Here is a 25,780-nt window from a genome sequence, read left to right on the forward strand (position 1 = left end):
AAATTCTAGTGCAACATCATATATCGTAAAAATCAAAATGTAAAGTAAATTTTTTCGAGGTGAACACGAATGACATTAAAAATTGCCTGCCTGCAGCTGGATATTGTCTTCGGCAGTCCGCACGAAAACGAACAGGTTGTAGAAAGAGAAATAGAAAAAATTGCAAAAGAACGTCCGGATGTCATCGTTCTTCCTGAACTATGGACGACTGGCTATGACTTAACTCGTCTCGATGAAATCGCCGATGAAAATGGCGAACGCGCGAAAACGTTCATGACAAAACTGGCAAAATCGTACCGCGTCCATCTTGTCGCCGGTTCAGTCGCCAAAAAAACGGCAAAAGGCGTGACAAACACGATGTATGTCGTCGACCGAAACGGCACGGTCGTTGGCGAATACAGCAAACTGCACCTCTTTCAGTTGATGGATGAGCATCTTTACCTCCAGCCTGGGGAGGATACCGGTTTATTTACGCTCGAAAACACCTTATGCGCCGGTGTCATTTGCTATGACATCCGCTTTCCGGAATGGATCCGCGTCCATGCGGTCCAGGGGGCGGAAGTGCTGTTTGTCGTTGCCCAGTGGCCGCTCCCCCGCCTTGCCCATTGGCGCACGCTGCTTGCGGCGCGCGCCATTGAAAATCAATGCTATGTCGTCGCTTGCAACCGCGCCGGCAGCGACCCGAACAACGTGTTTGCCGGCCATTCCATGATCATCGATCCATGGGGAGAAATCATTGCCGAGGCGGGCGAGGAGCCTTGCGCACTCACCGCGCAAATCGATTTGCAAAAAGTGCAGGAAGTGCGGGCGCGCATCCCGATTTTTGCCGATCGCCGTCCCGAATATTATCAGACGGCAGAAAAAAATTTTAAAAAAAGTATTGACAAATGAATTCGTCAGCGTGTATGATTCGAATCAAACGCACAAATATTTTCTAACATAAGCAAAAATTCGAAAAATGAATATACTGAAAATACTCTTATCAAGAGTTGGCTGAGGGAATTGGCCCAATGAAGCCCAGCAACCGACCGTAATACTATCGTGAGATAGGGCGCACGTTTTTTTCGGCGCCGGAAGTTTCATCTTCCGCAGGGCACGGTGCTAAGTCCAACAGAAAGACTTGTTCTTTCTGGAAGATAAGAGGTGCGAAGACTTGGAATCTTCAAGCCTCTTTCTATGCAGAAAGAGGCTTTTTAATTTATTTGCTGAAGGGGGATTTTATTCCAATGTCGATCTCACATTCATCCGTTTATGAACCATTAACAGAACAAGGAGCCATTTCTTTAGCCGTGCGCCTCGGCCTCTTCCGCGAAGGAGCGCCGCTTGTCTGCCGGGAAATCGGGGACGGTAACCTTAATCTCGTTTTCCGCATCGTCGATAAAGAAGCGAAAAAAGGGATTATCATCAAACAAGCCCTTCCATATGCGAAAGTCGTTGGGGAAAGCTGGCCGCTCACCTTAAAACGCGCGGTAATCGAAAGCAATGCGCTGCGCACATTTGCCGGCTATGCGCCGCAATATGTACCAAAAGTTTACTATTCCGATGAATCTTTAGCCATTACCGTGATGGAAGACTTGTCGCGTTTGCAAATTGCCCGCAAAGGCTTGATTGAAGGGAAAACATATCCGCTTCTATCTCAGCATATCGGCGAATTTATCGCAAAAACGTTATTTTACACGTCGGATTTCGGCATGAATCAGCAAGAAAAAAAACAGCTGGCGCAAAGCTTTGTCAATCCGGAACTGTGCAAAATCACGGAAGATCTTGTATTTACCGATCCGTTTTTTAATCATGAAACGAACAACTTTGAAGAAGAACTGCGCGACGATGTCGAATCGCTTTGGAACGATGACAAACTTCACTTAGAGGTTGCCAAATTAAAGCGCAAGTTTTTAACCGAAGGGGATGCGCTCATTCACGGTGACTTGCACACAGGCAGCATTTTCGCCAGCGACAAAGAAACGAAAATCATTGATCCAGAGTTTGCGTTTTACGGTCCATTTGGATTTGACATCGGCCAGTTTTTCGCAAACTTGCTGTTAAATGCGTTGTCCCGCCCAGAATCGCAGCAAGAGCCGTTATTTGCTCATATTGACAACACATGGAAAGTATTTACAACCGTCTTTTCTGAACTTTGGCATACGCACAATGTCGAACCGTATGCGAAAACGAAAGGACTATTAGAAGAGGTGCTGCATCATACCTTTGTCGATGCGATCGGCTTTGCCGGCTGCGAAGTGATCCGCCGCACAATTGGCTTGGCACATGTCGCCGACCTGGACGGCATCGAAAATAAAGAGGAACGTTTGCAAGCAAAACGCCACGCGCTTCGCCTTGGCAGAAGCCTTATCTTGCGACGTGAAACATTATCTAGCATCAAAGAAATTCGTTCTCTTTTCGCACAAACAGTGCTAGCACCAACGAATTAACACAATGAAAGGAAGAACCATATGGCAGAACCATTCGCAATCCCACGCTCTGTAGAATGGAACGACACGCATATTACGATTTTAAATCAACAAAAGCTGCCGTTAGTGACGGAATATTTGCGATTGGAAAATATTGAAGACGTTTGGGAGGCGATTGCGTCGCTGAAAGTGCGCGGCGCCCCGGCAATCGGCATTGCCGCCGCTTACGGCCTCGCGCTTGCCGCCCAGCAATATGAAACAGAATCACTGGAACATTTTAAAAAACAGTTGCAAAAAGACCGTGACTACTTAGCAAGCGCCCGGCCAACAGCAGTCAATCTGTTTTGGGCGCTGGACCGCCTTGTTGCCAGCATCGCCCATGCTTCCTCTGTCAATGAAGCAAAAACAACGCTCGTCCATGAAGCGATTCGTATTCAAATTGAAGATGAGGACGTTTGCCGGCGAATCGGGGAACATGCGCTTTCCTTGTTTCAAAACGGCGACCGCATTTTAACGATTTGCAACGCCGGATCGATCGCCACCGCCCGTTACGGCACGGCGCTTGCCCCGTTTTATTTGGCGAAAGAAAAAGGAATGAATCTGCACGTGTACGCGTCGGAAACACGCCCTGTCCTGCAAGGGGCAAGATTGACGACGTGGGAATTAATGCAGGCTGGCGTAGATGTGACGCTTATTACCGATAATATGGCGGCACAAACGATCAAGGCGAAAAACATTACCGCCGTCATCGTCGGCGCCGACCGCATTGCCGCCAACGGCGATACAGCCAATAAAATTGGCACGTTTGGCCTTGCCTTGCTGGCTAAAGCATTCGGCATTCCGTTTTATGTAGCCGCGCCGCTGTCAACGATCGATTTAGCGACAAAAACAGGAGAAGAAATTCCAATCGAGGAACGCAAACCAGAGGAAGTGACACATATCGCCGGAACGCCGATCGCCCCGGAAGGAGTAAACGTCTATAATCCGGCCTTTGACGTTACGCCGCACCATCTCATTACGGCTATCATTACCGAACAAGGCATCATTCGCGGCAATTATGAAACGGAACTTCCAGCACTATTTGCAAAGGGGGAACAGCATGAAGCGATTTAGACTTAACTATTTATTGGCACTTCTTTTTTCCGCTATCGTCATCCTTAGCGGCTGCATGAACGAACAAGATGCCGTCAGTCCGAAACCGGCCAAACAAGAAAACGGCACGGCTGAGAAAACGGCCGAAACGACGGCGGCGGCAACCGAACAAGCAGAAATCCCTGATAAATTAAAGAAACCGATTAAAATCGCCGCCATTATGCAAATGTCGATTGGCACCTTTTCTTCGCAATATATCGCCGGGGTAAAAGAACAAGTGCAAAAATTTGGCGGCGAAGTGCAAATTTACAATGCGGACAACGATTTAACGAAAATGGCTTCTTATGTCGAAACAGCGATTACGCAAAACGTTGATGCGATTCTATTAGACCATGGCCGGGCGGATGCGCTCGAAGGACCGGTGAAAAAGGCGGTCGCGAAAGGCATTCCTGTCGTCGCGTTTGACAACGATTTAAACATCCCAGGCGTAACGGTCATTGACCAAGACGACTACAGCCTCGCCTGGAAGACGTTAAAAACGTTGGCCGAAGACTTAAACGGCGAAGGAAACATCGTCACGATTTGGGTCGGCGGATTTACACCGATGGAGCGGCGCCATGTGATTTACGATGCGTTTAAAAAACGCTATCCGAACATCAAAGAAGTGGCGAAATTCGGTACAGCCAGCGCCAATACCGCCTTGGACACGCAAACGCAAATGGAAGCGATTTTGAAAAAATATCCGAATAAAGGCGATATTGATGCGGTGTTTGCGACTTGGGACGAATTTGCCAAAGGCGCAACGCGAGCGATCGAGCAAGCAGGACGCAATGAAATTAAAGTATATGGCATCGATTTAAGCGATGAAGATTTGCAAATAATGCAAAAACCAAACAGCCCGTGGGTCGCTACGACCGCAACAGACCCGGCGGAAGTCGGCCGCGTTCAAGTCCGCTTTGCTTATCAAAAAATCGCCGGGGAAAGAACGCCAAACATTTATTCGCTAGAACCGCATTTAGTCAAACGATCCGATTTGCCTAACCAACAAGTGTCAATGAAAGACCTTCACCAATACATCGCCGGATGGGGACAGTCGAATGTGGCGGTTTCCCCTTGGATGAAAACGCTGGAAGCACAGGTGAAGAACAAATGAGCGGTCTTTATATGAATCATATTTATAAATCGTTTGGAACTATCAACGTATTAAACGGCGTGAGCCTCCATGTTCAACCTGGGGAAGTTCACGCCCTTTTAGGGATGAATGGCGCCGGCAAAAGCACATTAATGAAAATTCTGGCAGGCGATCTTTCCCCTGATCAAGGTACGATTACCATTGATGGGAAAGAGCAGCAGTTTTCCTCGCCTGCTGATGCCAAAAAGGCGGGCATTGGTTTAGTGGTTCAGGAAGTCGATACGGCTCTCTTTCCCGCCTTGACTGTCTATGAAAATATTGCCGCCGATGAGATCGCAAAGACAAAACAAAAGCCACTGCTTTCATGGAAACAACAAAAAGAACGGGCTGCAGAGCTGTTGCGCCGAGTCGGCCTGTCGATTTCGCCGGCCAAACTCATTCGCGAATGTTCCCTGCATGAAAAACAGCTGATTGTTCTGGCAAAAGTCCTGTCTTCTTCAGCACGCTACATCATTTTGGATGAGCCGACCGCCGCGCTGAGCGAGACGGAAACAAAGCGGCTGTTTACGATTATCAATGAACTTAAAGCGCAAGGCGTTTCCTTTATCTATATTTCTCACAAATTAAAGGAAATTAAAGAAATTTGCGACCGCGTCACGATTTTGCGCGATGGGAACGTCGTCCACCATGGCGATGTTGCCTCTCTTTCTCTAGAAGAAATGATCCGCTATATGGTAGGACGCTCTTACACAACGGCGCAAAGGGAAACCCGCACATACGGGGATGATCGTCTTTTTGAAGTGAAACAGCTTCATATCGCTAAAACAAATACAACGGTCGACCTCTACGTTCATAAAGGGGAAATTGTTGGCATCGCCGGACTTGTCGGAGCGGGAAAAACGGAGCTGGCGGAAAGTTTAATTGCCAGCAGCAAAACAACCGGCGAATGGTGGATCGACGGAAAACGTTATGCATTTGCTTCCCCAAAAGAGGCGATTGCGGCCGGCATTTGCTTAATTCCGGAAGAACGGAGAAAACAAGGACTTTTTCTTCAGGAACCAGTTCGCACCAATCTTACCGTCCGGCTACTATCTTCATTAACGAAATGGCTGTGGGTGCGGCAAAAAAAAGAAACATCCGTTGCCAAACAGCTTGTCGATTCCTTGCAAATTCATCCGCCTTTCCTGTCGACGAGCGTGCGGCAATTAAGCGGCGGCAACCAGCAAAAAGTCGTGATCGGGAAATGGTTAAAAACCGATGCGCGCATATTCATTTTTGACGAACCGACAAAAGGAATTGACATCAACGCCAAGCAAGAAGTATTTTCAATCATCCGTTCCCTTGCCGACGAAGGGAAAGCGATTTTGTATTTAACAAGCGAATTTCAAGAACTGCTTGATATTGCCGATACGATTTACATCATGGTGGACGGCAAGCTGATCAAACGCGTGCCCGCCCATGACATCACCTATGAACAACTCATTTATTACTGCAGCGGAGGTGAGATGGATGGCACAGCCAGCCGTTTCGGTCGCCAAGAAAAAGCAAGCGCCATCTCTTCTTGAATTTTTATATAAACATGGCACATTGCTTGCCATTCTCGTTGTCATCGCCTATTTTGGCATCACGCAAGACCGCTTTTTTACGTACGAAAATTTCAGCGATATTTTGCGCTCGATTTCCATCGTCACGCTCGTTGCGATTGGCATTACGTTTTCCCTTATTGTCGATGGATTTGATTTATCCGTCGGCTCGACCGTCAGCCTGGCAACCATCGCCAGCGCCGCGGCGCTCGTATTATACCGCCAGGAAATTCTCGTTACTTTGCTTGTTCCGCTTTTACTGGGAATTGCCGTCGGCTTGTTAAACTCGTTATTAATTGTGAAATTAAAATTGCCGGATTTATTGGCTACACTGGCAACGATGTACGCGATTAACGGTGTGCAGCTGACATATACGAAAGGATTTTCCATTTACAACGACATGCCGCTTCCAGACGGAGGAACGGCGCCAGGCAAATTTATTCCTTCCTTTTTATTTATCGGTCAAGGGGAAGTGTTCGGCATTCCGTTTTCCGTTTTGCTTATGTTAATCATTGTCATTGCTTCCCATTTGTTTTTGACGTACACCAAACCAGGGAGATTGTTTTATATGACGGGGGAAAATCTTGAAGCAGCACGGCTTTCGGGTATTCCTGTCAACCGCTATCGCACGTATGCATATGTCATCAGCGGGTTTTTCGCGGCGCTTGGCGGCATTGTTCTCGCCTCTCGCATCGGAACCGGGCAAGTATCGGCCGGAGCTTCCTTTTTAATGGACGGCGTAGCGGCCGCATATATCGGCTTTTCTGTATTTGGCGCCGGAAAGCCGAATGTCATCGGCACGCTGTTTGGCTCGATTCTAATGGGGGTTTTGCTCAACGGATTGACGATGATGAACGTTCCATATTACGCTCAGGATATTATTAAAGGGGTTATTTTAGTAGGAGCGCTCGCTTTATCGCATATACAAAAAAAATAGGAATGTTTCATTCATGCGCATAAAAAACTAGAAGCGGACCGCAGCTTCTAGTTTTTTTCTGTCATACTATACCGTTGCTCGAGCTTGAGCAGCTTCGCCTTGACATCGATGCGGCAGCCAGCGTATCCCGTCAGCGCACGGTTTTTTCCGATCACCCGATGGCAAGGAACGACAATGGCCAGCTCGTTGGCTCGGTTTGCTTGTCCTACCGCCCGCACCGCTTTAGGGCGGCCGATTTTACTCGCAATATCACTGTAGCTAACCGTCGTTCCGTACGGAATTTCACAAAGCGCCTGCCATACTTGTTCTTGAAAATCCGTTCCTTTCCATTTCAAAGGCAGGTTAAACGTTTTCCGTCTGCCCCGAAAATATTCATCGAGCTGTGAGACAGCATTTTCTAATAAGGAAGAACGGCTTTTTATCATTTCATATTGCTGGCAAAGCTCGCGCCAATCTTCCTCAAACAGCTGGACACTGACGATCGCTTCACCGTCGGAAACGACATAGATATTTCCGAGCAAATCAGATGGATAGATGCTGAATTCAAATTTCATCATGATCGTCCTCTTTCTCTACTCTTTTGATCGGGAGGGTAATATGGAATGTTGTACCGACGCCAACTTCGCTTTCTACATCAATTTTTCCTTGGTGTTCCTCTATGATTTTATAGCTAACCATCAATCCTAGTCCAGTACCGCGTTCTTTTGTGGTATAAAACGGCTCGCCGAGCTTTTTAATTTTATCTTGCGGAATGCCGCATCCTTGGTCAGTAATGGAAATGCGAATGTGGTTGTCGTCGCTCTGCCGGATGCGAACGGTAACATCTCCGCCTTTTGGCATCACTTCAATCGCATTTTTTAATATATTGATAAACACTTGCTTTAGTTGGTTTGGCTCGCAATAAATAGGCGGGAGCTGCGGGGCGAAATCCGCGATAATCTGCACGCTGTGCATCATCGCTTGCACGTTGATTAAATCGATCGTATCCTGCATGATTTTGCATATGTCGTTTTGCTGGTATTGAATCGCCTGTGGCTTGGCAAGAACGAGAAATTCGGTAATAATGGATTCAATCCGTTTTAATTCAGACATAATGACGTTAAAATACATCGAATAATCTTCTTTAATGCTTCCTTGCAATAACTGAATAAATCCTTTCAGCGCTGTCATTGGATTGCGGATTTCATGAGCAATGCCTGCGGCCAGTTCTCCCACTACATTCAAGGTATCTGATTTTCTTAGCTGCAGCTCCATCTCCTTTCTTTCGGTAATATCGCGGAGCATCATCATTCCAACGCCAGGGATGATTTCCTTTTTGAGTGCAAATTCGATAATTTTCTGCTTGCCATCATTGGAAAAGTCGACCTCGGCATACGCTTCGCCAACACGCTCGCTTTGTTGAATCAACTTACGGAAATGCTTGCGCGCCTTTTCCGGTATAAATTCTGTAATCGGCCGGTGAAGCAGTTGTTCTTTCCCCGCTTGGAATATTTCGCAGGCAATCGGGTTTACGTCCAAAATACGATACCCTTGGCCCCATAACAATATTCCATCCATCGCATGGTCAAAAATGCTGCGGAATTTTTGCTCGCTTTCGCGCAGTTCCCTTTCTATTTTTCTTCGTTCCGTCACGTTGCGGAAAATCGTCAAATGATATCCATCTATTGCCCCTTTTTTCATCGTAAATTCCAGCTGCTTGTCTTCTCCGTTAGGCATATGAAACGTCAGTTCATCGCGGATTTCTCCATTTTTGCGAAACTCTGCAAAAATGCGCTTTACTTTTTCATCGTTATGGTCAAGGAAATCAAGCAGATTTTTCCGCACAAGCAAATTCAGCGGCAGTTCGAACGTCCGGCTTGCGGCACGGTTGGCATTCAAAATATACCCATAGTCATCCCATATTAAAATCGCCTCGTGCGCCTGCTCGAAAATGGCGCGAAACCTTTCTTCGCTTTTTTGCAGTTTAATCTCCATGTTTTTCCGATCGGTCACATCGCGCATAATTGCCATATAAAAACCGCTATATACATTGGATGTCGTTGTCAGCTCAAACATTTTGACCGTGCCGTCCAAACGGATAAGCGACAGCTCCCCTTTTGCCGTTCCTTTTTCTTTCAGCTCGGCAAGCAGGCGGACAAAATCATCAACATCTTCTTTGGCGATGAACTGCTGAAATGACAGATTCAACAATTTCGCTTTCTCTAGATTTAAACTCATGCAAAAAGCGGGATTCACATCGATAAACCGGCCGAATTCGTCAAAAATGACAATGCTGTCCACCGCCCGGTTAAACACGTCTTTAAACAAAAACTCATGCATAATCCGTTCCCGCTCCAACGCTTTATGAGCGGAAATATCGCGCATAATCACCAAATCATATTCGTTAAACGCATCTTTTTTCATGGAAAACTCAATATGCTTCACTTTTCCGTTCGCCAGCTTGATCAACAGCTCGTCGCTGAATGACCCAAACTTATGTAACATCGACTGCTGAAACATTAAAATATCCGGTGGGACTAACTCGAGAAACATCGACAATTTTTTGCCAATAAGCTCGCATTTATCCATTTCAAATAGTTTGCAAGCCGCTTCATTCACATCAACAAACTCACCGTGTTTATTAAAAATGACAATCGCGTCTAATGAACGTTCAAAAATGATTGAATAGCTGTTTAACCGTTCCTTTAACCGTCTATTTTCTTCTTCTAACAATCTTACGTCCACTACTACGTTTTTTTCTTCACGGGGAGAAAGGTTATGGCTCATATTGATCTCTCCTTCTCCATACCATATCAAATTAATATATATTCTCTATGGAAAATTTTACTCCTCCCCTATTTTTTAAAAATTCCATACAAATAAATTTTTGCAATATTCGACAAGTCTTTTTCCTTTTTCTTTTGTCTAAAATATGTTATATTAAAACGTTGTTTTTTTATGCTTTGGTAAAGGGGTTTGTTCCGATGAAAATTATTTGTACAACACTAAACGCGAAATATATTCATATGAACTTAGCGATTCGTTACTTAAAAGCGTATGCCCAGCCGGAATTTGATATAGAGCTTGTCGAATATACCATTAAGGATCCGGCAATGAACATTGTGACCGACCTTTATCGAAGAAAGCCGGATATTATCGGATTTAGCTGTTATATTTGGAACATTGAAGAAACGATTAAAGTGGTGAAAATACTAAAAAAAGTCGCTCCCGATGTTACGATCGTGGTGGGCGGACCGGAAGTATCCTATGATGTGAGCGAATGGATGAAGACGGTGCCGGAGTTTGATTTTATTGTCATCGGCGAAGGAGAAGAGACGTTTAAACAGTTTTTGCTGGAGATGCAAGGAAACCGCGATTTCCGTCATATTCATGGACTCGCGTTCCGCGATAATGGAAACATCGTAATTAACCCGCAGCGAAATAAGATTCGCTTAACGGACATGCCTTCGCCGTTTCGCTTTCCGGAGGATATTCCACATTTGCCGAAACGCATCGTCTATGTCGAAACAAGCCGTGGCTGCCCGTTCAGCTGCCAGTTTTGCCTATCTTCCATCGAGGTCGGCGTGCGCTATTTCGACCGCGAAAAAATTAAAGAAGATATCCGCTATTTAATGAAGCATGGCGCGCGCACGATTAAATTCGTCGACCGCACTTTCAACATCAGCCGCAGCTACGCGATGGATATGTTTCAATTTCTTATTGACGAACATGTTCCTGGGACGGTGTTTCAATTTGAAATTACCGCCGATATTATGCGTCCCGAGGTCATTGAGTTTTTAAATAAAGAAGCGCCGCCGGGGCTGTTCCGCTTTGAGATCGGTGTACAATCGACAAACGATGAAGTCAACCGGCTGATTATGCGCAAGCAAAATTTTGCCAAGCTAACGCGCACGGTCACGATGATTAAAGAAGGCGGAAAGATTGCGCAGCACCTCGATTTAATTGCCGGTCTTCCGGAAGAAGACTATACATCATTCCGCAAAACGTTTAACGACGTTTTCGCTCTCCGTCCCGAAGAATTGCAGCTCGGCTTTTTAAAAATGCTTCGCGGCACCGGTCTTCGCCTTCGCGCGAAAGACTACGGCTACGTATTTATGGACCACGCCCCATACGAAGTCTTGCAAAATAATGTGCTTTCTTTTGATGACATCATCCGCATTAAACAAGTGGAAGATGTGTTAGAGAAATATTGGAACGCGCATCGGATGGATGAGACGATCGAATATTTGGTAACAAGCGTATTCCCATCGCCGTTTGATTTCTTCCAAGAATTCGGCACATACTGGGAGGAACGCGGCTGGGCGAAAATCGGACATCAGCTCGAAGACTTGTTCCGCCGTCTATATGAATTTTTGCGGACAAAAAAACTGGATGAACTTCCAATCATTGAAGCGTTAATGAAATATGACTATTTACGCAACCAAAAACATAAACCGCGCAAACCATGGTGGGAAGAAAAAACAGACAAATCGCTACGTTCCTCCCTTTATCGCCAGTTGCTTGAACATCCGGAACAGTTGGGGGACGAATTCGTATCACTGGAACTGAATGAAAAAGAATTATTTAAACATACGGTCATGGAAATGATCGAATTTGACATCGGCCATTATAAGAAAACAAAAGAAATACGTCTTATTCCAACGGTGATGATTGCTTATTTTGATCCCGTTCAATTGCAAACGAAAATTTTTTCCGCACCGCTATCTTCTTTTTCGAATGTGGCAGTAAAAAAGTAGGGAGGCGCGCTTCCCTACTTTTTCTTTTGCTTTTTCTGTTGTTTCATTTCCTCCATTAGCTGAAACGGCTGGTGGGCGTTAAAATCGCCAAATTCAAACGCCATTTCCTCGCGTGCTTCGTTATATGGACGCTCTCGTTTTTCCTCTCTCGGCTTCATTGTCCGTCTCCTTGGCGCCCTTTTTTCGAATTGCGGTTCGCCCCGCGGATCATGTCTTCTTCTCCCGCATACTGGGAGGCAAATTCCGTATCCGGCAAGCTTTCTGTCGGCGTTTTATTATTATTTTTCGCCGCATCAAATTTTACTTTCCGCTTCATTCTTGATTCCCCTCCTGAGAAGTTTTCTCATGTTTATAAGCGATTAAAACGATTTCTTCTCCTGTTTCTTCACGCAACCGTTCTTCCAGCTCTTGCACTTTTTTTAATGTCCGCTCTTGCAGGCGGGCAACTGGAAATGAACTGCTTTTCATGGACATCCCCCTTTGCCATTTTTCTTATTTTCCCTTAAACACAGCATGGTTTATTCATAAAAAAATATATTTTCGCTCACACTACAATGGAGGTGATCAAACATGGATAAAGATAAAAAAGCCGAATCGCCAATTCTTGACGAGACCATGCCTCATCAAATCCATGCTCCATCATTCAAAGGAACTGGTATAAACATGCAGGCTCCATTTGTCAATAAATATGGTGTTGTGATTGGCGACAGCAAATATAACTCGCCAAATTCGCCGCTGAATCACTGGAGCGATGATATCGATCCAAGCATGATGGCAGGCGAGGAATGGGTGCACCCAACCAACGACATCGGCTGGAATGCCGAGGAAAATCGCGAGCTTCTCGAAGCAAAACGTCAGTCACAAGGGGTTCCATTTATGCACCCAAGCCTTGATACAAGCTATGGGCAAGATTAGCCTAAAGTCTCGCTTTCCTTTCCTCGTTTCGCGACAAAATTTATTGACGTTTTTCAAAAAGCAAAAAAGGGATATCCTCACTATTGTGATATCCCTTTTTCTATGCTTGTTCTGCTATATTTAATCCGTTTACGGGTTTACATCGCTCTTTTCATCAAAGAGTTCGTATGCATGTTTCGCGTCATCGAAAGGAAGCCGATGAGTAATCATATCAAGTCATTGCTTTGCTTTTACATCTTTGCCCCCTGGAAATATTACTGCTTTCCTGTTGCTTTCTCTCCTTCATTTTCTGGTTGAATCGCTATAAATGTGATGGCACTGGCAAGAAAACATAATGCAACTAACAGAAACAGCAGCGTGGACGTCTCCCTTTTCATCAGCAGTGCAGCAAGCGGTGGTCCCGCAGCGACACCGATAAATCTTAGTGAACTATAAAACGAGGTCACCGTTCCCCGTTCTTTTTTTTCAATTCCTTCCGTAATCAGCGCATCCAAACACGGCAGCATTACGCCAATGCCAATGCCGGCAAGCGAAAAAAAAGCAACCATCCACCAAAGAGACGGAAAAAACTTGACGGCCATGATCGCCGCTCCGGCAAGCACACCGCCAGCGACAATTACCCATTTCATTAACGTTTTATTTTCACCGATTTTCTTTCCCGTAATAAACGATGCCGCACAAAGCGCGCCAAGCGGAATGGCGAGCACCCATCCTTTTTTTATTCCATCGATGCCACAATTTTCAAGACGGCTTGATAAGAAAAACAGAAACGCAAATAAAACGAGCATTAATAAGCCGCCAATAGCAAAAATCGCATATAGCCAACGCCCTTCTCTTTGAAAAACCGTTTTTACATTTCGTAAAAATTGCCGAAATGGAGGGGGATGGTCCTGTTTCGAAGGAGATTTTACAAAAAAAAGCATCATCGCAAGCGAAAGAGCACAAAACAGCGGAAAGGAGAAAAACGGCAAAAACCAAACGATGCTTGCAAACATCGCTCCTAAGATCGGGCTTAATACTTTCCCAAACGTATTTGCTGTTTCAATGGTTCCTAGACAGCTGCTTGCCTCACTATCATTGGGAAATAAATCGCCGACAAGCGGCAGTACAACCGGAAATGCTCCCGCTGCTCCAAGTCCTTGCAACATCCTTCCTGCCACAATCATTCCGTACGGCTCATTCATTCTCCATGATGCCCATCCCGAAATAAGCCCTCCAATAGCCGCCAGCAATAAACTTGGAATAATCACTTTCTTTCTCCCAATCCGGTCGCTTATATATCCAGCAATCGGTATAAAAACAATTGCGACAACCGAATACATCGTAATGAGCAGACTCGATTGGAATGAAGTAATATGCAGTTGCTTTTCGATGGTCGGTAACACTGGTATTAACATCGAATTTCCAAGCGTCATCACCAGCGGTATCGATGCAAGCGATGCAATCATCCATCCTTTTCCTAACGATTTTCTTGCCTGTTTCGGCACTTGCTGTATCCACTCCATTGTTCTTTCCTGCCTCTTATTTCATTCATGTTGTATGCTTATCATTTCCGTTTTTTCATGAAGCATACAAATAAAAAAGCCTTGCCCGTTATTGGACAAGGATATGAAAAATAAATAGTGCAAAAATCAGCTTTCCGAGCGCTTTTTTTAATTGGTAAAACCTTTCCCTTGTTAAGAACCCTGAAAAATCCATTAAATGATGGCGGATTCATGATTATAAAGATGACAACTACCAACGCAATACAAAATAGCTTATATAAGCCGGTAAATACGCGCCTCATGCGGCCGCATGTGCAACACACTGCCATTTTCTTGGATATCCGGATAATTACCAAGCACTACTTCCCGCTTGTATGCAGCTAGCGATACAGGAAGCTTATAGTCATTTGCATGGTCACAATGGTTAAGAACGATAAGCCAACGAACGTCATCTAGTTCACGTGTGTACGCATAAATATACGGCTCGTTTTCCGTATAGTCGTGGAATGTGCCATAATTTTCGATAACTCCCTGCAAATCGCCAACGCCATCTCCGTTCGAGTCGTAAAAACTGCGCCAATATACCTGATATACAACCGCTTCTTTCCACCATGTCCGCTTCATCGTTTTCCCCTCCGGCACTAGAAACTTTACATTTCAAATATGCTCCCTTGTCTTTGCCATTGAAACAATGGAAAAAGATAAGGGGCAAGCCTATATGAAAGACACCAAACTAACTATGCAGCTTGTCGACTTGGTAGATAGAGCGAAAGCCTTTTCCATTAACGAACAAGACCATATAGATTATTTTCCACCTGTAAATGAAATACCTTTGATAAAGTAACGATTGAAAAACGCATAAATGACTAACACTGGTAATGTAAATCCCATTGAAGCTGCCATAATATAGTTCCAATAACTGATGTATTGGCCTTTAAAGCTGTTTAAACCGAGCGGCAAGGTGAAAAGTTGCGGATCCGACAAAATAATCAGCGGCCGCATAAAATCATTCCACGAGCCCATAAAGACAAAAATCGCTTGTGCCGCCAAGGCAGGACGGGCAAGCGGCAAAACAATGCGGAAAAAAATGCCGAGCCGGCTCAGTCCATCTAATGCTGCCGCTTCTTCTAATTCTTTCGGGAAATTAATAAAGAACTGCCGCATCATGAAAATAAAGGTAGCGTTAATCATCGTTGGTACAATCATTCCTTGATATGAATTCAACCAACCAAGCTGTTTTAAAATCAAATAGTTTGGAATCATCGTTACTTGAGCCGGAATCATTAATACCGCCAAAATAATGATAAACAACGACTTCTTCCCAGGAAATTGCAACCGTGCTAATGCATAACCCGCCATCGAGTTGAACAATAAATTCAATATGGTTACGGTCACCGCAATGATGACACTGTTCAAAAGCCAGCGTGGAAACATTGCTTGTTCGATAAAAATTTGTTTGTAATTATCAAGCGTAAAGTGTTTCGGAATAAAGGAAATCGTTCCACTAACGATTTCCTCCAGCGTTTTAAATGAAGAAGATAGCGCCCATAAAAATGGAATTAATGTAATAATGGCATATGCAACAAGAACCACGTACAAAAGCGCTTTTCCAATTCCGATTTTCTTTTTCATTCCCCTTCCCCCTCCTCAATAGAGAGACTCTTCTTTCGAAAATTTTCGCTGCAATAACGTCGCGATTAAAATAATAATCGCTAGAACTACTGCTAATGCTGCCGCATATCCCATCGTTCCTAACGTTTTAAAAGCGTATTGATAAATGAGAAGAACGACGGTAAGGGTAGAGTTGTTTGGCCCCCCCGAACCGGCGGAGAAAATATAAGACTGATCGAATAATTGGAACGTACCAATGAGCCCCATGATGACAACAAATGATGTCACTGGCCGCAAATATGGTACCGTTACGTACCAAAATTTTTGCAACACATTGGCTCCATCCAGCTCTGCGGCTTCATAAAGTGAATCTGGAATATCTTGCAATGCAGCCAAGTAAATCACCATGAAGTATGGAGCAGTAGACCAAATGTTCATGATCATAATTGCGTTCAGTGCTACATCTGGATCACCTATCCAGTTATAAGTTGGCAATCCCAACACTTTCAAGACTTGATTAATAAGTCCGTTTTGATTATACATCCACATAAAAATAAGGGTTAATACCGCAGAGGAGGTAAGTGTTGGCAAAAAGTATACGATTCGAAAAAACTTTTGTCCTTTCAATCCTGCGTTTAATGTTGCAGCTAACACAAGCGCCAATATGGTCTGACACGGGACTACAATTACAACATACTTAAGTGTATTCCAAAACGCGATTTTTGCCCGTGTATCATGTACAATGCGCTGAAAATTATCCAGGCCGACAAACTCAAATGTTGTTGTTCCAAGCATTTGCACTTTATGAAACGCAAGGAAAATCGCAAAAACAATAGGGCCAACGATGAATAAAAGCAAAACAAATAACGTTGGTGACATTAATAAATAGCCTGCTCCTGTTTCTCTCCACATTTTCTTTGAAAATGTTCGTTTCATCTCTCACATCTCCTTGCAGAGAATCGATTAAGCTATTCCCCTCTTTCTAGCATGGCAAACTTATCGTTACTAGAAAGAAGGGAACAGCCCAATAGGTATATTGGTTCTGGTAGAAGAAATACCTTCTACCAGAACCTTAACTTTGATTACTTACTTTCGATTTCTTTATTTGCGGTTTTTTCTGCTTCTTTTAGTGCCTTATCCAACGGCCGTTCTCCCAAAAAGGCACTGACAAACTGGTTATTAAAGTTGTTGACGATAATTGGCAAGTTCTTTCCTTTTTGCCATACCGTTGCATAAGAAGCCCCCGCTACCAGTGGGGCACGCAATGGATCTTTATCATATCCCAATTCTGCAGCAACGGATTTGCGTGTCGGCAGCGCATATCCTTTGCTGGTCCATGTTTTCATACCTTCTTTTCCTGTCAAATAGGAGATGAGTTCCCAAGCCGCCTTTTTCTTTTTCGAGTCTTTATTCATGACGTACGCCACCGTATAGGCCATCGTCGTCCTTTTGCCGTTAATCATTGGCACTTCAGCCGTTCCAAATTCTAAGTTCGGGAATGTATCTTGTAAAAACGGAATCGCCCAGTTTCCTTCAATCACCATTGCCGCCTTTCCTTGCCCAAACATCTCTCCGCCCCAAGTCGCACCGACTTCATTAGGCTGTGCCGCTGATTTATCTTTTAAATGCATATCGATAATTGGCTGTAAAGCCTCTACTACTTTCGGATCAGCAAAGCTTGCTTTGTCATTTGTAACAACTTTTCCGCCTTTTGATTCAGCGATATAGTAAAGACGCGCTAACTCCGGCGCTACGCCAAAACCGTATACTTTTGTTCCTTTTGTTAATTTTTTGGCTGCCTCGCGCAATTCATCCCATGTTTTTGGCACATCTATACCTGCTTCTTTAAACATTTTTTTGTTATAAAATAATGCTAATGTGGAATAATCTTTAGGGAATCCGTAAATATGTCCATCTTTTCCTTTAAACGCATCAAGTAACGGTTTTTCGAAATCATTAATGTCAAAATCATCGGTAACATATTTATCAAGCGGTTCTAGCACTCCTGTTTCAATTAAGGCAGGTGCTTCAAAGGCGTCAAGATAGAAAACGTCTGGACCTTCGCCGCCGATTAAACGGGTTTTAATGACATCCATATACTGCTCCGAAATGACTTCCAACTTCACTTTGATGTTCGGATGTTTCTTTTCAAATTCGTCTAGCGTTTGTTGCAATAGTTTTTGTTCACTCGGATTGCCGCCCCATCCGGCAAGCGTAACCTCTACTTTCTTCCCGCTGTTCCCGCTCGCATCTTGATTTGCGGCTTTCTCATTTCCTCCACCACAGCCAGCCAATACGCTTCCCATCAATACGGACGTAATGCCTAGAGCGGTTAACCACTTTTTCCCTTTCATGCCTTCCTACTCCCTTCCTTAAATTATTGATTTTCTATATAGACAGGGACGGCAATCCCACCCCTGCTATCAAACAATCACATCGTATCCTGTTGTGTTTTCATGAATGTCTACCTTTATTTCTTTTCCTTCCCGGGAAACGGTTAATGACAGCCGTCCATTTCCAATCGCCATATTTTCTACTTTGAGAACATTCATAGAGTCAAGCAAGGTTGGAGAAAGATGAATCTCCTTGCGCAGACCATTTGGAAACAGACCTAGCATCGCCTGAATAAAAACAAGTGGCGTTCCTGCCGCCCATGCTTGCGGTGAACAAGCAACTGGATACGGGATCGGTTTTCCAAACGAACGACTATATCCACAAAATAATTCAGGAAGGCGATCATATTCGAAATGGGACGCCGCTTCGATTAGCCCTTCCATTATCGTCAGCGCTTCCTTTGATTTTCCCAGTTTGCTTAGTCCTAATAAAATAATGCTGTTGTCATGTGGCCAGACGCTGCCGTTGTGATAACTCATCGGATTGTATCCTGCTTCCCCTTCCGCCATCGTCCGAATCCCATATCCGGAAAACATGTTCGGTGAGAGAAGCATTTGAATAACAGCATTTTGTCGCTGCGTATCTAACATACCAGCAAACAATACATGACCTGGGTTCGAAGTGATCGTGCCAACTTGTTGTTTTTTTCCGTCTAATGCAATTGCGTAAAATTGCACCTCTTCCATCCAAAATGCCTCATCAAACTTTTCTTTTAATTCCGCTGCCTGTCGGCGAAGCAGAGACGCACGATCCGGCTCACCAAGCTTCTCAAAAATATCAGCCAATCCTATTTTTGCCTGATACACGTATCCTTGGACTTCTACAAGCGCAATCGGAGGTTTTGCATACTCCCCATTTCGATGCACAATCGAATCCCTGGAATCCTTCCATCCTTGGTTAGCAATTCCTTTGCTTGACTCTTGATGATATTCGACAAATCCGTCTCCGTCGCGGTCTCCGTATTTATCAATCCATTGAAGTGCCGCCTCAATATGGGATTTCAACTGGCGAACCATATGATAATCTCCTGTCCATTTGACATATTCCGTAAGTAGAACTAAAAATAACGGAGTCGCATCAATCGTGCCATAATACGGCGTGAACGGAATTTGATTGGTGTTTGCCAGTTCACCGAAACGCAGCTCATGCATAATTTTTCCCGGCTGTTCATCGCGCCAAGGATCCAATTTTTTTCCTTGATACTGTGCCATCGTTATTAATGTTCCTTTTGCCACTTGCGGATAAAATGGCAGCATTTGCAACGCGGCGATGAGACTATCACGACCAAACGGAACGCCAAACCACGGGAGTCCGGCGACAGGAAACGGTCCATATCCCAAATCGGTTAATAATACCCGCAAATCAGCAATACCACGGTCTATCAAGCGTTGAAGCGGTTTATAATCCGTTGTTACTTTCGTAATTTTTTGGTGCCATTCATGGTAGGAAGCCTTAAGCCGGCGCAGCGCATCGTCTTTATCTATCATGATTTTTTGTGCAGTTTGCCCACCGATTTGCGGTTGAATCATGAAAGTAACCGCCTGTTCTTCGCCATGGCGAAGTGAAAAAGAAAAGACTACCTCTCCTCTATCATCAACGGATACGGCGGGACGATCCCATGTAATAACCGTTGCCCGATGAATGTTATCCGCCCCTATGTAATGAAACGTCAATGTATTCCCATCAATGGTTTGGCCTGTACGATTGCCGACTTTTCCCGTTTGGAAGCCGCGGACAATAAACATATCCGCGAAGTCGACATCGAATGAAACACTCATTTCAAACGCAATTGGTTTCGGAAAATAATTATTCAATTTGATCGTTTCATATAACACACCGTTATAAATAAAGCGTTTTCGTTCAATCTGTACGGATTCCCGCCATAAAACTGTTTGTCCTTCTTTTTCGATAGGCGGGTTGGTTAGCAAAATGGTTGCCATATAATTTTCAGCAGCGTCCGAGGAAAGTAATACTGGCTCTTCTCCATTGATACGCAGCGAAAATTCACTTAAAAATCTTGTGTCTTTTGTATATAGACCTAACCCATAAGGATGGGATTTAGGAATATTCCCTTTTTCGTCTGTCAAAAAAAATACGTCGTTTTCTTTAATCACTCGATAGTCCATAGCAATCCCCCATTTAATCCGAAACGTTTTGGATTTTAGGTAAATCCAAAACGTTTTCATTTTTGGCACTCCTCTGCGAAACGAAACAAAGTGGATATATTCTGAATCCAAAACGTTTCCGATTATGCGCGGTGAAAAACCACAATGAAATTAATCGTAGTTTTTCACCGTCGACTCACGTATTTTTAATTCTGTTTCTAAAATCTTCACATGGGATGTCGCTTTCCCCTCAAGCATATGAATAAGCAGCTTCGCCGCTTCATATCCCATGGCAAATTTATTTTGGGCAATCGTTGACAATGGCGGGGTAGCATACGAAGCAAGAATAATATCATCATATCCGATGATTGCAACATCATCCGGAATCCGCTTTCCAAGCCGTTTTGCCGCTTTTATCACGCCCAGAGCCATTAAGTCACTGGCGCAAAAAAACGCGGTAATATGCGGATAGTTTGTTAACAAACGCAACGCTTCCCGTTCTGCATTATCCTCGCGAAATTCCCCATCTGCAATCCATTCTTCATGAATTGGCAATCCTGCTTCCAACAATGCCTCTTTAAATCCTTTTAGCCGCTGTTCGCTAACAAATGCATAACTGTATCCATTGATCATTGCAATGTTCTTATGTCCTAATGATATTAAATGCTCTACCGCCTTTTTTGCACCAAGCACGTTGTCAGTTGTCACGTATCCAACTGTTTCGGACTCAATTGGAATATCAATTAAAACACACGGAATATCACTTTCTACTACTTCTTGCAAATATGGATCGTCGCTGCGAATTCCTTGCAAAATCGCCCCATCTACTCGCCTTTCCCGGCATAGCTGTGTGTATGTTTTTTCCCGCTGTTTCGTTGAAGTGGTGCTGAATAGTACCATATCATAATCAACTTCGCTGACATATTGGTTAACTCCAGCCAGCACTTCAAATGTAAAATTATCCTTCGCGCTTTCCCTTGTTAATCCTGAAACAAGCAAGCCAATCGTTTTGGACTTGTTCATGACAAGACCGCGGGCAAGCGTATTTGGACTATAGTTTAACTGTTTAGCAATTTCAATGATTTTTTGTCTTGTTTTTTCATTAACGTCCGAATATCCGTTTAGTGCACGCGAAACTGTCGTAATGGAAACTCCGGCAACTTTAGCAATATCTTTAATCGTTGTCACAACTCTTCCTCCAAAACGTTTTGGATTGTTTTGCTGATTAAATTATAATCCACATCAGAAAGCGCTTGCAATATATTTTTTTGCCGACTCATGTCAAAAACTCACAGCAACCACTTCAATTCCCATCTATATAGGATTTGCAATCTACATATACTAAACTTGCCAAACAAATTACATTATGTTAGGAGGCTAAAAACAATGGCAAGATCGAGCAATAAACTTCTTGTTCCAGGAATTGAACAGGCATTAGAACAAATTAAATATGAAATTGCTCAGGAATTTGGTGTACAATTAGGAGCAAATACAGTTTCTCGTGCAAACGGATCTGTTGGCGGCGAAATTACAAAACGCTTGGTTGCTCAAGCACAAAGCCAACTTTCTGGATCTGGCTTCCAAAAAACAGAATAACGTGGCACTCAAAGCCGAGTGGATTCACTCGGCTTTATTACATGGATTTGTTATTTCTCTTTTCGTGGTGATCACGTTCGGATGATTTTTGGAAGTTTTTATCATCCTTTCGTTTTCCATAATGTTCGTTCCGGCTATTGTTCTTTTTTTGATAATGTTTCAAGTGATCATCATAGGATCGATGAAAGTGATGATATTGACTGTTTTTTGTGGGTAAATTGCGATTTTTGCTATTTTTTTCAAATTCCTCATCGTTACTTTTTTTTTGTTCATCTTTTTCTTCAAATGGATAATGATGGTTTTGCGTTACTTTTTTTCCATTACTATTATTTTCTTCCCATTTCTGTTCATCTTTCTTTTGTAATGAATGGTTGATCGCCTGTTGTTCATTTTTTTCATGGCCACTATCTTTATTTTTTTTGTCATTCTGTTCATCTAATGAGTGATCGTTCGTCTGCTGTTCATTCTTTTCACGGCCATTATTTTTGTGATCCTGCACATCTTTTTTGTTTAATGAAGAATGGTTCGTCTGCTGTTCATTTTTTTTATCCCCATCTTTTTGTTTCAGCGGTTTTTCTAATTTTTTCGCTTTTGGCGGCTTTGGTGAAACTGCTTTCATTTTTTGTTCCATTTGCAACAGTTTTCCCGTTGTCATTCCCTTTTCTACCGCTTTATTTCGTACTTCCATCGTGCTTTCTTCTGTCTTTACGATAATGTTTTTCTGCTGATACGAATGTTGAATTTTCATTAACTCTGTAGAAAGTTTCCGTGAAGATGCAGCACGGTGTTTTCTCTCCACCGTTGTAATCAATACTTGTCCACCTTTTTGCAAATATCCTTTTTTCATACTTAATTCGATAATTTCCTTGGTAATGACAACAAACGCTTCATTCTTCCAACGAGAAAGCTGTGAAACAATCTTCTCTCCTTCCTCGTTATATGCCTTTAATTTTAGCACCTTTAGCTGTTCATCCACTCCAATCTCAATGCTTGGATTAATGTCAATGGACATATAAGCGTATACTTCATTGGAAGGAAAACGGAACAATGTGGCAATTAAAAGTACCGCTGCTGCAATGAGACTCACCGCAGCATATCGAAATGAACGGTGACGAACATAGGGTTTTTTCACCATCTTCGCTTCGATTTCTTCTCCTATTTCATACTCATCCTCTTTCTTTACTTGAATAAACTCCCCCTCCGGCGTCAATAATGTTACAAATTCTTCGTCTAGTTCTAATACAATCCCTTTTTTCACGATGGAAGCACCCCTTTTATATAATCCTTTAAATAAACGTAATCTCCCGCTAAAATAATGGCCACCGCAATAATGTATTTTCTGTTTCTCTCTATTGTCTTGCGGCTCACTTCGGCCATATTTTCCAATTGCTTAATGGGCAATTGCTTTTTTTGAAAAAGCTGCTTTAACAGCTCCTCATTATCAACCAACAACTTAGCGACGTTGATCGCGTTAATGCGGGCATCTTTATGCTTCGGCGATTGCTCAACAAGGTCGTGAAAATGAATGCCAAATTCCTTGAGCACTTGCTGGTAATGGATAATTTCCTCGCGGCGTTGCTCCTGCTCGATTTGTTTGTAAAATTCGTCTATCGACAATTTTGTATCTAAATATGTTTGCACAGCATTTTCATCTTCCTCATCCGTATGTAATACAACCTCCCTAACCTTGGCTTCTTTGCGGATGTAATCAATTAAACGTCTTTTAATAAGCAGCTCGGCGAAAGAAATGAAAGAGCCGCCTTTATGCGGCGAATATTTTTCAATCGCTTCATTAAACGCGATCAATCCGATACTCAGCTCATCATCCTCCTCACGAATAAACCGCTTGCACACGCTGGAAACGGTTTTTATAATAAATGGTTTATATTGCTGAATAAGCTGATTATGCAGCGTTTGATTGCCTTTTTGAATTTCACATACCTGCTGTTCGATCGTTCTCTCCTTTTTTAACGAAAATAATATGCTAAACATGGATTTCACCCCATTTATCCAAGAGACGAACTAACGCTCCCTAGAATATCATTCGTAAATGTTAACGAAAATCTGATGGTTATTCAATCGGAAATTTGTTACATTTTTAGTCCCGCGTATAAGAAAAAAGACCTTTGCTGTAGGACAAAGGTCTTTGTCGGCCGATCGATTATCCCGCTTTTTCCTCCGACGATTTCTCTATATAGTTGAGCGTGCTGTGTTTGCGACCGTATACAAAGTAAATGACAAGACCGATTGCAAGCCATGATACGAAGCCAATCCATGTCACTCGCGGAAGCTGAAGAATTAAATACCCGCAAAAGGCAACAGCCAATAATGGAACAACCGGAACGAACGGTACGCGGAACGCACGTTTTAAATGAGGCTGTGTTTTTCGTAAAACAAGAACACCGATAGAAACAGTGATGAAAGCAAATAATGTGCCGATATTAGTAAGTTCTGCAAGTTTATTCAAAGGAATTACTCCTGCAAATACCGCAACAATGACGCCTGTAATCCAAGTATTTACAAATGGCACTTGACGAGTCCGATTCACTTTCGAGAACACCTTCGGCAGCAAGCCATCGCGGCTGATTGCGTAAAACAGACGGGTTTGCCCATACATCATTACAAGCAATACCGTTGTGATCCCAGCAATCGCTCCTAGTGAAATAAAACCCGCAACCCAATCTTGGTGAATATAGTTTAACGCAAACGCAACAGGGTTTTTCACATCCAATTGTTCATATGGAACAATTCCAGTCAACACTAATGAAACCGCGATATATAATAACGTACAAACAAGCAGTGAAACAATGATTCCGATCGGCATATGCCGCTGCGGGTTACGCACTTCTTCCGCCGCAGTCGACACCGCGTCAAAACCGATGTATGCAAAGAAGACAGTCGCCGCACCGGTTGCTACCCCGGAAAACCCAAACGGCATAAATGGCGACCAGTTTTCCGGCTTCACGTACCATATACCAACAGCCAGAAACAGTAATACGACAGCGACTTTAATCACAACAATAATGGCATTAAAACGAGCTGATTTTTTTACACCAAGGTTTAACAAAAAGGCAATAAAAAGAACAATCAAAATTGCCGGTAGATCAATAAACGTTCCCTTCACCGGATCATAGGCATTCGTCAACGCCTTTGGAAGCTCAATGCCAAATCCCGAAAGCAGTCCTTGGAAGTAGCCGGACCAGCCGACCGCAACGGCTGAAGAGGCTATACCATATTCTAAAATTAAATCCCAGCCTAAAATCCAGGCGATTAATTCTCCAAATGTCGCGTAACTATATGTGTAAGCGCTTCCAGATACCGGAACCGTTGAAGCAAACTCCGCATAACAAAGCGCCGCAAACACACAAGCAAGACCAGAGAGAACGAAAGAAAGAACCAATGCCGGACCGGCATGCTCTGCCGCGGCAACTCCAGTTAATACAAAAATTCCCGTACCAATAATCGCCCCAATACCGAGCATCGTTAAATCAAACGCACCCAAATCCTTTTTTAAGGAAGCACCTTTTTGATCAGCCCCACTTAAAAGCATTTGTATCGTCTTTTTTCTAAATAAATTCATATAATGTCTCTCCTTGTCGTTTTTTGCGGAAAATTGTCGAAGAATACAATTAGGATTTTACATGATTCATTAATTTTTGTAAAGTTAGAAAATAATAAAAACAACAAAAAATTTTTGCCATTTTGTACGATGAATCTCTCCCACCTTTATTCCATGAAGGGGCGGGAGTTTCTTACCACCTCCATTGAAGAAGTTTCTGTATAAAAG

24 protein-coding genes and 1 riboswitch are annotated in these 25,780 nt (G+C 43.4%); of the genes, 9 read left to right on the forward strand and 15 right to left on the reverse strand.

The genetic code is table 11. The features are described from left to right. The first annotated feature begins 69 nt into the window (after positions 1 to 69). From BV455_RS04435 to BV455_RS04460, 6 genes are all read left to right on the forward strand, one after another. Positions 70 to 891: a carbon-nitrogen family hydrolase gene (locus BV455_RS04435; protein ID WP_218687774.1), complete on the forward strand. Its 822-nt coding sequence runs from the start codon at positions 70 to 72 to the stop codon at positions 889 to 891. Positions 892 to 976: 85 nt separating this feature from the next. Further along, a riboswitch (SAM riboswitch) is annotated at positions 977 to 1,143 on the forward strand. A gap of 83 nt (positions 1,144 to 1,226) precedes the next feature. Next, positions 1,227 to 2,429, forward strand: a complete 1,203-nt coding sequence (gene mtnK / locus BV455_RS04440; RefSeq protein WP_017436220.1) for an S-methyl-5-thioribose kinase — start codon at positions 1,227 to 1,229, stop codon at positions 2,427 to 2,429. A 21-nt stretch (positions 2,430 to 2,450) separates the two neighbouring features. Next, positions 2,451 to 3,521, forward strand: a complete 1,071-nt coding sequence (gene mtnA, locus BV455_RS04445) for an S-methyl-5-thioribose-1-phosphate isomerase (RefSeq protein ID WP_218687775.1) — start codon at positions 2,451 to 2,453, stop codon at positions 3,519 to 3,521. Then, positions 3,508 to 4,653, forward strand: coding sequence for a sugar ABC transporter substrate-binding protein (locus BV455_RS04450; protein ID WP_042407470.1), 1,146 nt, complete (start codon positions 3,508 to 3,510; stop codon positions 4,651 to 4,653). The genes mtnA and BV455_RS04450 overlap by 14 nt, the downstream gene beginning before the upstream one ends. Further along, positions 4,650 to 6,197 (forward strand): sugar ABC transporter ATP-binding protein, encoded by a 1,548-nt coding sequence (locus tag BV455_RS04455; RefSeq protein ID WP_042407473.1) that lies wholly within the window; start codon positions 4,650 to 4,652, stop codon positions 6,195 to 6,197. The genes BV455_RS04450 and BV455_RS04455 overlap by 4 nt, the downstream gene beginning before the upstream one ends. Next, positions 6,142 to 7,152 (forward strand): ABC transporter permease, encoded by a 1,011-nt coding sequence (locus tag BV455_RS04460; protein ID WP_017436224.1) that lies wholly within the window; start codon positions 6,142 to 6,144, stop codon positions 7,150 to 7,152. The genes BV455_RS04455 and BV455_RS04460 overlap by 56 nt, the downstream gene beginning before the upstream one ends. A 47-nt stretch (positions 7,153 to 7,199) precedes the next feature. Here the strand turns inward: BV455_RS04460 and BV455_RS04465 are convergent, their stop codons facing one another. Both BV455_RS04465 and BV455_RS04470 read right to left on the reverse strand, forming a co-directional pair. Further along, a complete protein-coding gene (locus BV455_RS04465; RefSeq protein WP_218688013.1) occupies positions 7,200 to 7,706 on the reverse strand; it encodes a methylated-DNA--[protein]-cysteine S-methyltransferase in 507 nt (168 codons plus the stop codon). Continuing rightward, a complete protein-coding gene (locus BV455_RS04470; RefSeq protein WP_218687776.1) occupies positions 7,696 to 9,918 on the reverse strand; it encodes a PAS domain-containing sensor histidine kinase in 2,223 nt (740 codons plus the stop codon). Before BV455_RS04470 ends, BV455_RS04465 begins: the two co-directional genes overlap by 11 nt. A gap of 197 nt (positions 9,919 to 10,115) precedes the next feature. On the opposite strand from BV455_RS04470, the gene BV455_RS04475 reads away from it, so the two are divergent. Beyond that, a complete protein-coding gene (locus tag BV455_RS04475) occupies positions 10,116 to 11,888 on the forward strand; it encodes a B12-binding domain-containing radical SAM protein (protein WP_218687777.1) in 1,773 nt (590 codons plus the stop codon). Positions 11,889 to 11,902: 14 nt separating this feature from the next. On the opposite strand, the gene BV455_RS04480 is transcribed toward BV455_RS04475, so the two are convergent. The 3 genes from BV455_RS04480 to BV455_RS04490 are packed head-to-tail and all read right to left on the reverse strand — an operon-like array spanning position 11,903 to position 12,356. Further along, on the reverse strand, positions 11,903 to 12,046 hold the full coding sequence (locus tag BV455_RS04480) for a hypothetical protein (RefSeq protein WP_218687778.1): 144 nt from the start codon (positions 12,044 to 12,046) through the stop codon (positions 11,903 to 11,905). Further along, complete coding sequence (locus tag BV455_RS04485; RefSeq protein ID WP_218687779.1) at positions 12,043 to 12,204, reverse strand: hypothetical protein; 162 nt, start codon at positions 12,202 to 12,204, stop codon at positions 12,043 to 12,045. Before BV455_RS04485 ends, BV455_RS04480 begins: the two co-directional genes overlap by 4 nt. Next, positions 12,201 to 12,356 (reverse strand): hypothetical protein, encoded by a 156-nt coding sequence (locus BV455_RS04490; RefSeq protein ID WP_218687780.1) that lies wholly within the window; start codon positions 12,354 to 12,356, stop codon positions 12,201 to 12,203. The genes BV455_RS04485 and BV455_RS04490 overlap by 4 nt, the downstream gene beginning before the upstream one ends. 102 nt (positions 12,357 to 12,458) lie before the next feature. Here BV455_RS04490 and BV455_RS04495 point away from each other — a divergent pair, with 102 nt between their 5' ends. Further along, entirely contained in the window at positions 12,459 to 12,803 is a 345-nt protein-coding gene (locus BV455_RS04495) for a DUF3905 domain-containing protein (protein ID WP_017436231.1), read from the forward strand. Between the two features lie 254 nt (positions 12,804 to 13,057). Here BV455_RS04495 and BV455_RS04500 read toward each other — a convergent pair whose 3' ends face one another. The 7 genes from BV455_RS04500 to BV455_RS04530 all read right to left on the reverse strand — a co-directional run bounded on the left by BV455_RS04500 (position 13,058) and on the right by BV455_RS04530 (position 21,585). Further along, entirely contained in the window at positions 13,058 to 14,308 is a 1,251-nt protein-coding gene (locus BV455_RS04500; protein ID WP_218687781.1) for an MFS transporter, read from the reverse strand. 252 nt (positions 14,309 to 14,560) lie between these two features. Next, entirely contained in the window at positions 14,561 to 14,911 is a 351-nt protein-coding gene (locus BV455_RS04505) for an alpha-glucosidase C-terminal domain-containing protein (protein ID WP_042407482.1), read from the reverse strand. A gap of 180 nt (positions 14,912 to 15,091) precedes the next feature. Continuing rightward, entirely contained in the window at positions 15,092 to 15,919 is an 828-nt protein-coding gene (locus tag BV455_RS04510) for a carbohydrate ABC transporter permease (RefSeq protein ID WP_218687782.1), read from the reverse strand. Positions 15,920 to 15,934: 15 nt separating this feature from the next. After that, entirely contained in the window at positions 15,935 to 16,834 is a 900-nt protein-coding gene (locus BV455_RS04515) for a carbohydrate ABC transporter permease (RefSeq protein WP_218687783.1), read from the reverse strand. 146 nt (positions 16,835 to 16,980) lie between these two features. Continuing rightward, positions 16,981 to 18,252 (reverse strand): ABC transporter substrate-binding protein, encoded by a 1,272-nt coding sequence (locus tag BV455_RS04520; RefSeq protein WP_218687784.1) that lies wholly within the window; start codon positions 18,250 to 18,252, stop codon positions 16,981 to 16,983. A gap of 69 nt (positions 18,253 to 18,321) precedes the next feature. Then, entirely contained in the window at positions 18,322 to 20,418 is a 2,097-nt protein-coding gene (locus BV455_RS04525) for an amylo-alpha-1,6-glucosidase (RefSeq protein WP_218688014.1), read from the reverse strand. Positions 20,419 to 20,568: 150 nt separating this feature from the next. Continuing rightward, positions 20,569 to 21,585, reverse strand: a complete 1,017-nt coding sequence (locus BV455_RS04530; protein WP_017436238.1) for a LacI family DNA-binding transcriptional regulator — start codon at positions 21,583 to 21,585, stop codon at positions 20,569 to 20,571. Between the two features lie 198 nt (positions 21,586 to 21,783). Between BV455_RS04530 and BV455_RS04535 the strand changes: the two genes are divergently transcribed. Further along, on the forward strand, positions 21,784 to 21,993 hold the full coding sequence (locus tag BV455_RS04535) for an alpha/beta-type small acid-soluble spore protein (RefSeq protein ID WP_017436240.1): 210 nt from the start codon (positions 21,784 to 21,786) through the stop codon (positions 21,991 to 21,993). A 37-nt stretch (positions 21,994 to 22,030) separates the two neighbouring features. On the opposite strand, the gene BV455_RS04540 is transcribed toward BV455_RS04535, so the two are convergent. The 3 genes from BV455_RS04540 to BV455_RS04550 all read right to left on the reverse strand — a co-directional run bounded on the left by BV455_RS04540 (position 22,031) and on the right by BV455_RS04550 (position 25,573). Further along, positions 22,031 to 23,251 carry an anti-sigma factor domain-containing protein gene (locus BV455_RS04540; protein WP_042407488.1) on the reverse strand — a complete coding sequence of 407 codons (1,221 nt, stop codon included), beginning with the start codon at positions 23,249 to 23,251 and terminating at the stop codon, positions 22,031 to 22,033. Further along, complete coding sequence (gene sigI / locus BV455_RS04545) at positions 23,248 to 23,994, reverse strand: RNA polymerase sigma factor SigI (protein ID WP_026078553.1); 747 nt, start codon at positions 23,992 to 23,994, stop codon at positions 23,248 to 23,250. The genes BV455_RS04540 and sigI overlap by 4 nt, the downstream gene beginning before the upstream one ends. Positions 23,995 to 24,154: 160 nt before the next feature. Continuing rightward, the gene (locus BV455_RS04550; RefSeq protein WP_017436243.1) at positions 24,155 to 25,573 is read right to left on the reverse strand and encodes a branched-chain amino acid transporter BcaP; all 1,419 of its coding nucleotides are present in this window, start codon (positions 25,571 to 25,573) and stop codon (positions 24,155 to 24,157) included. Between the last annotated feature and the right edge of the window lie 207 nt (positions 25,574 to 25,780).

The sequence above is a fragment of the Parageobacillus caldoxylosilyticus genome (assembly GCF_019272935.1).
Taxonomy (GTDB): Bacteria; Bacillota; Bacilli; order Bacillales; family Anoxybacillaceae; genus Saccharococcus; species Saccharococcus caldoxylosilyticus.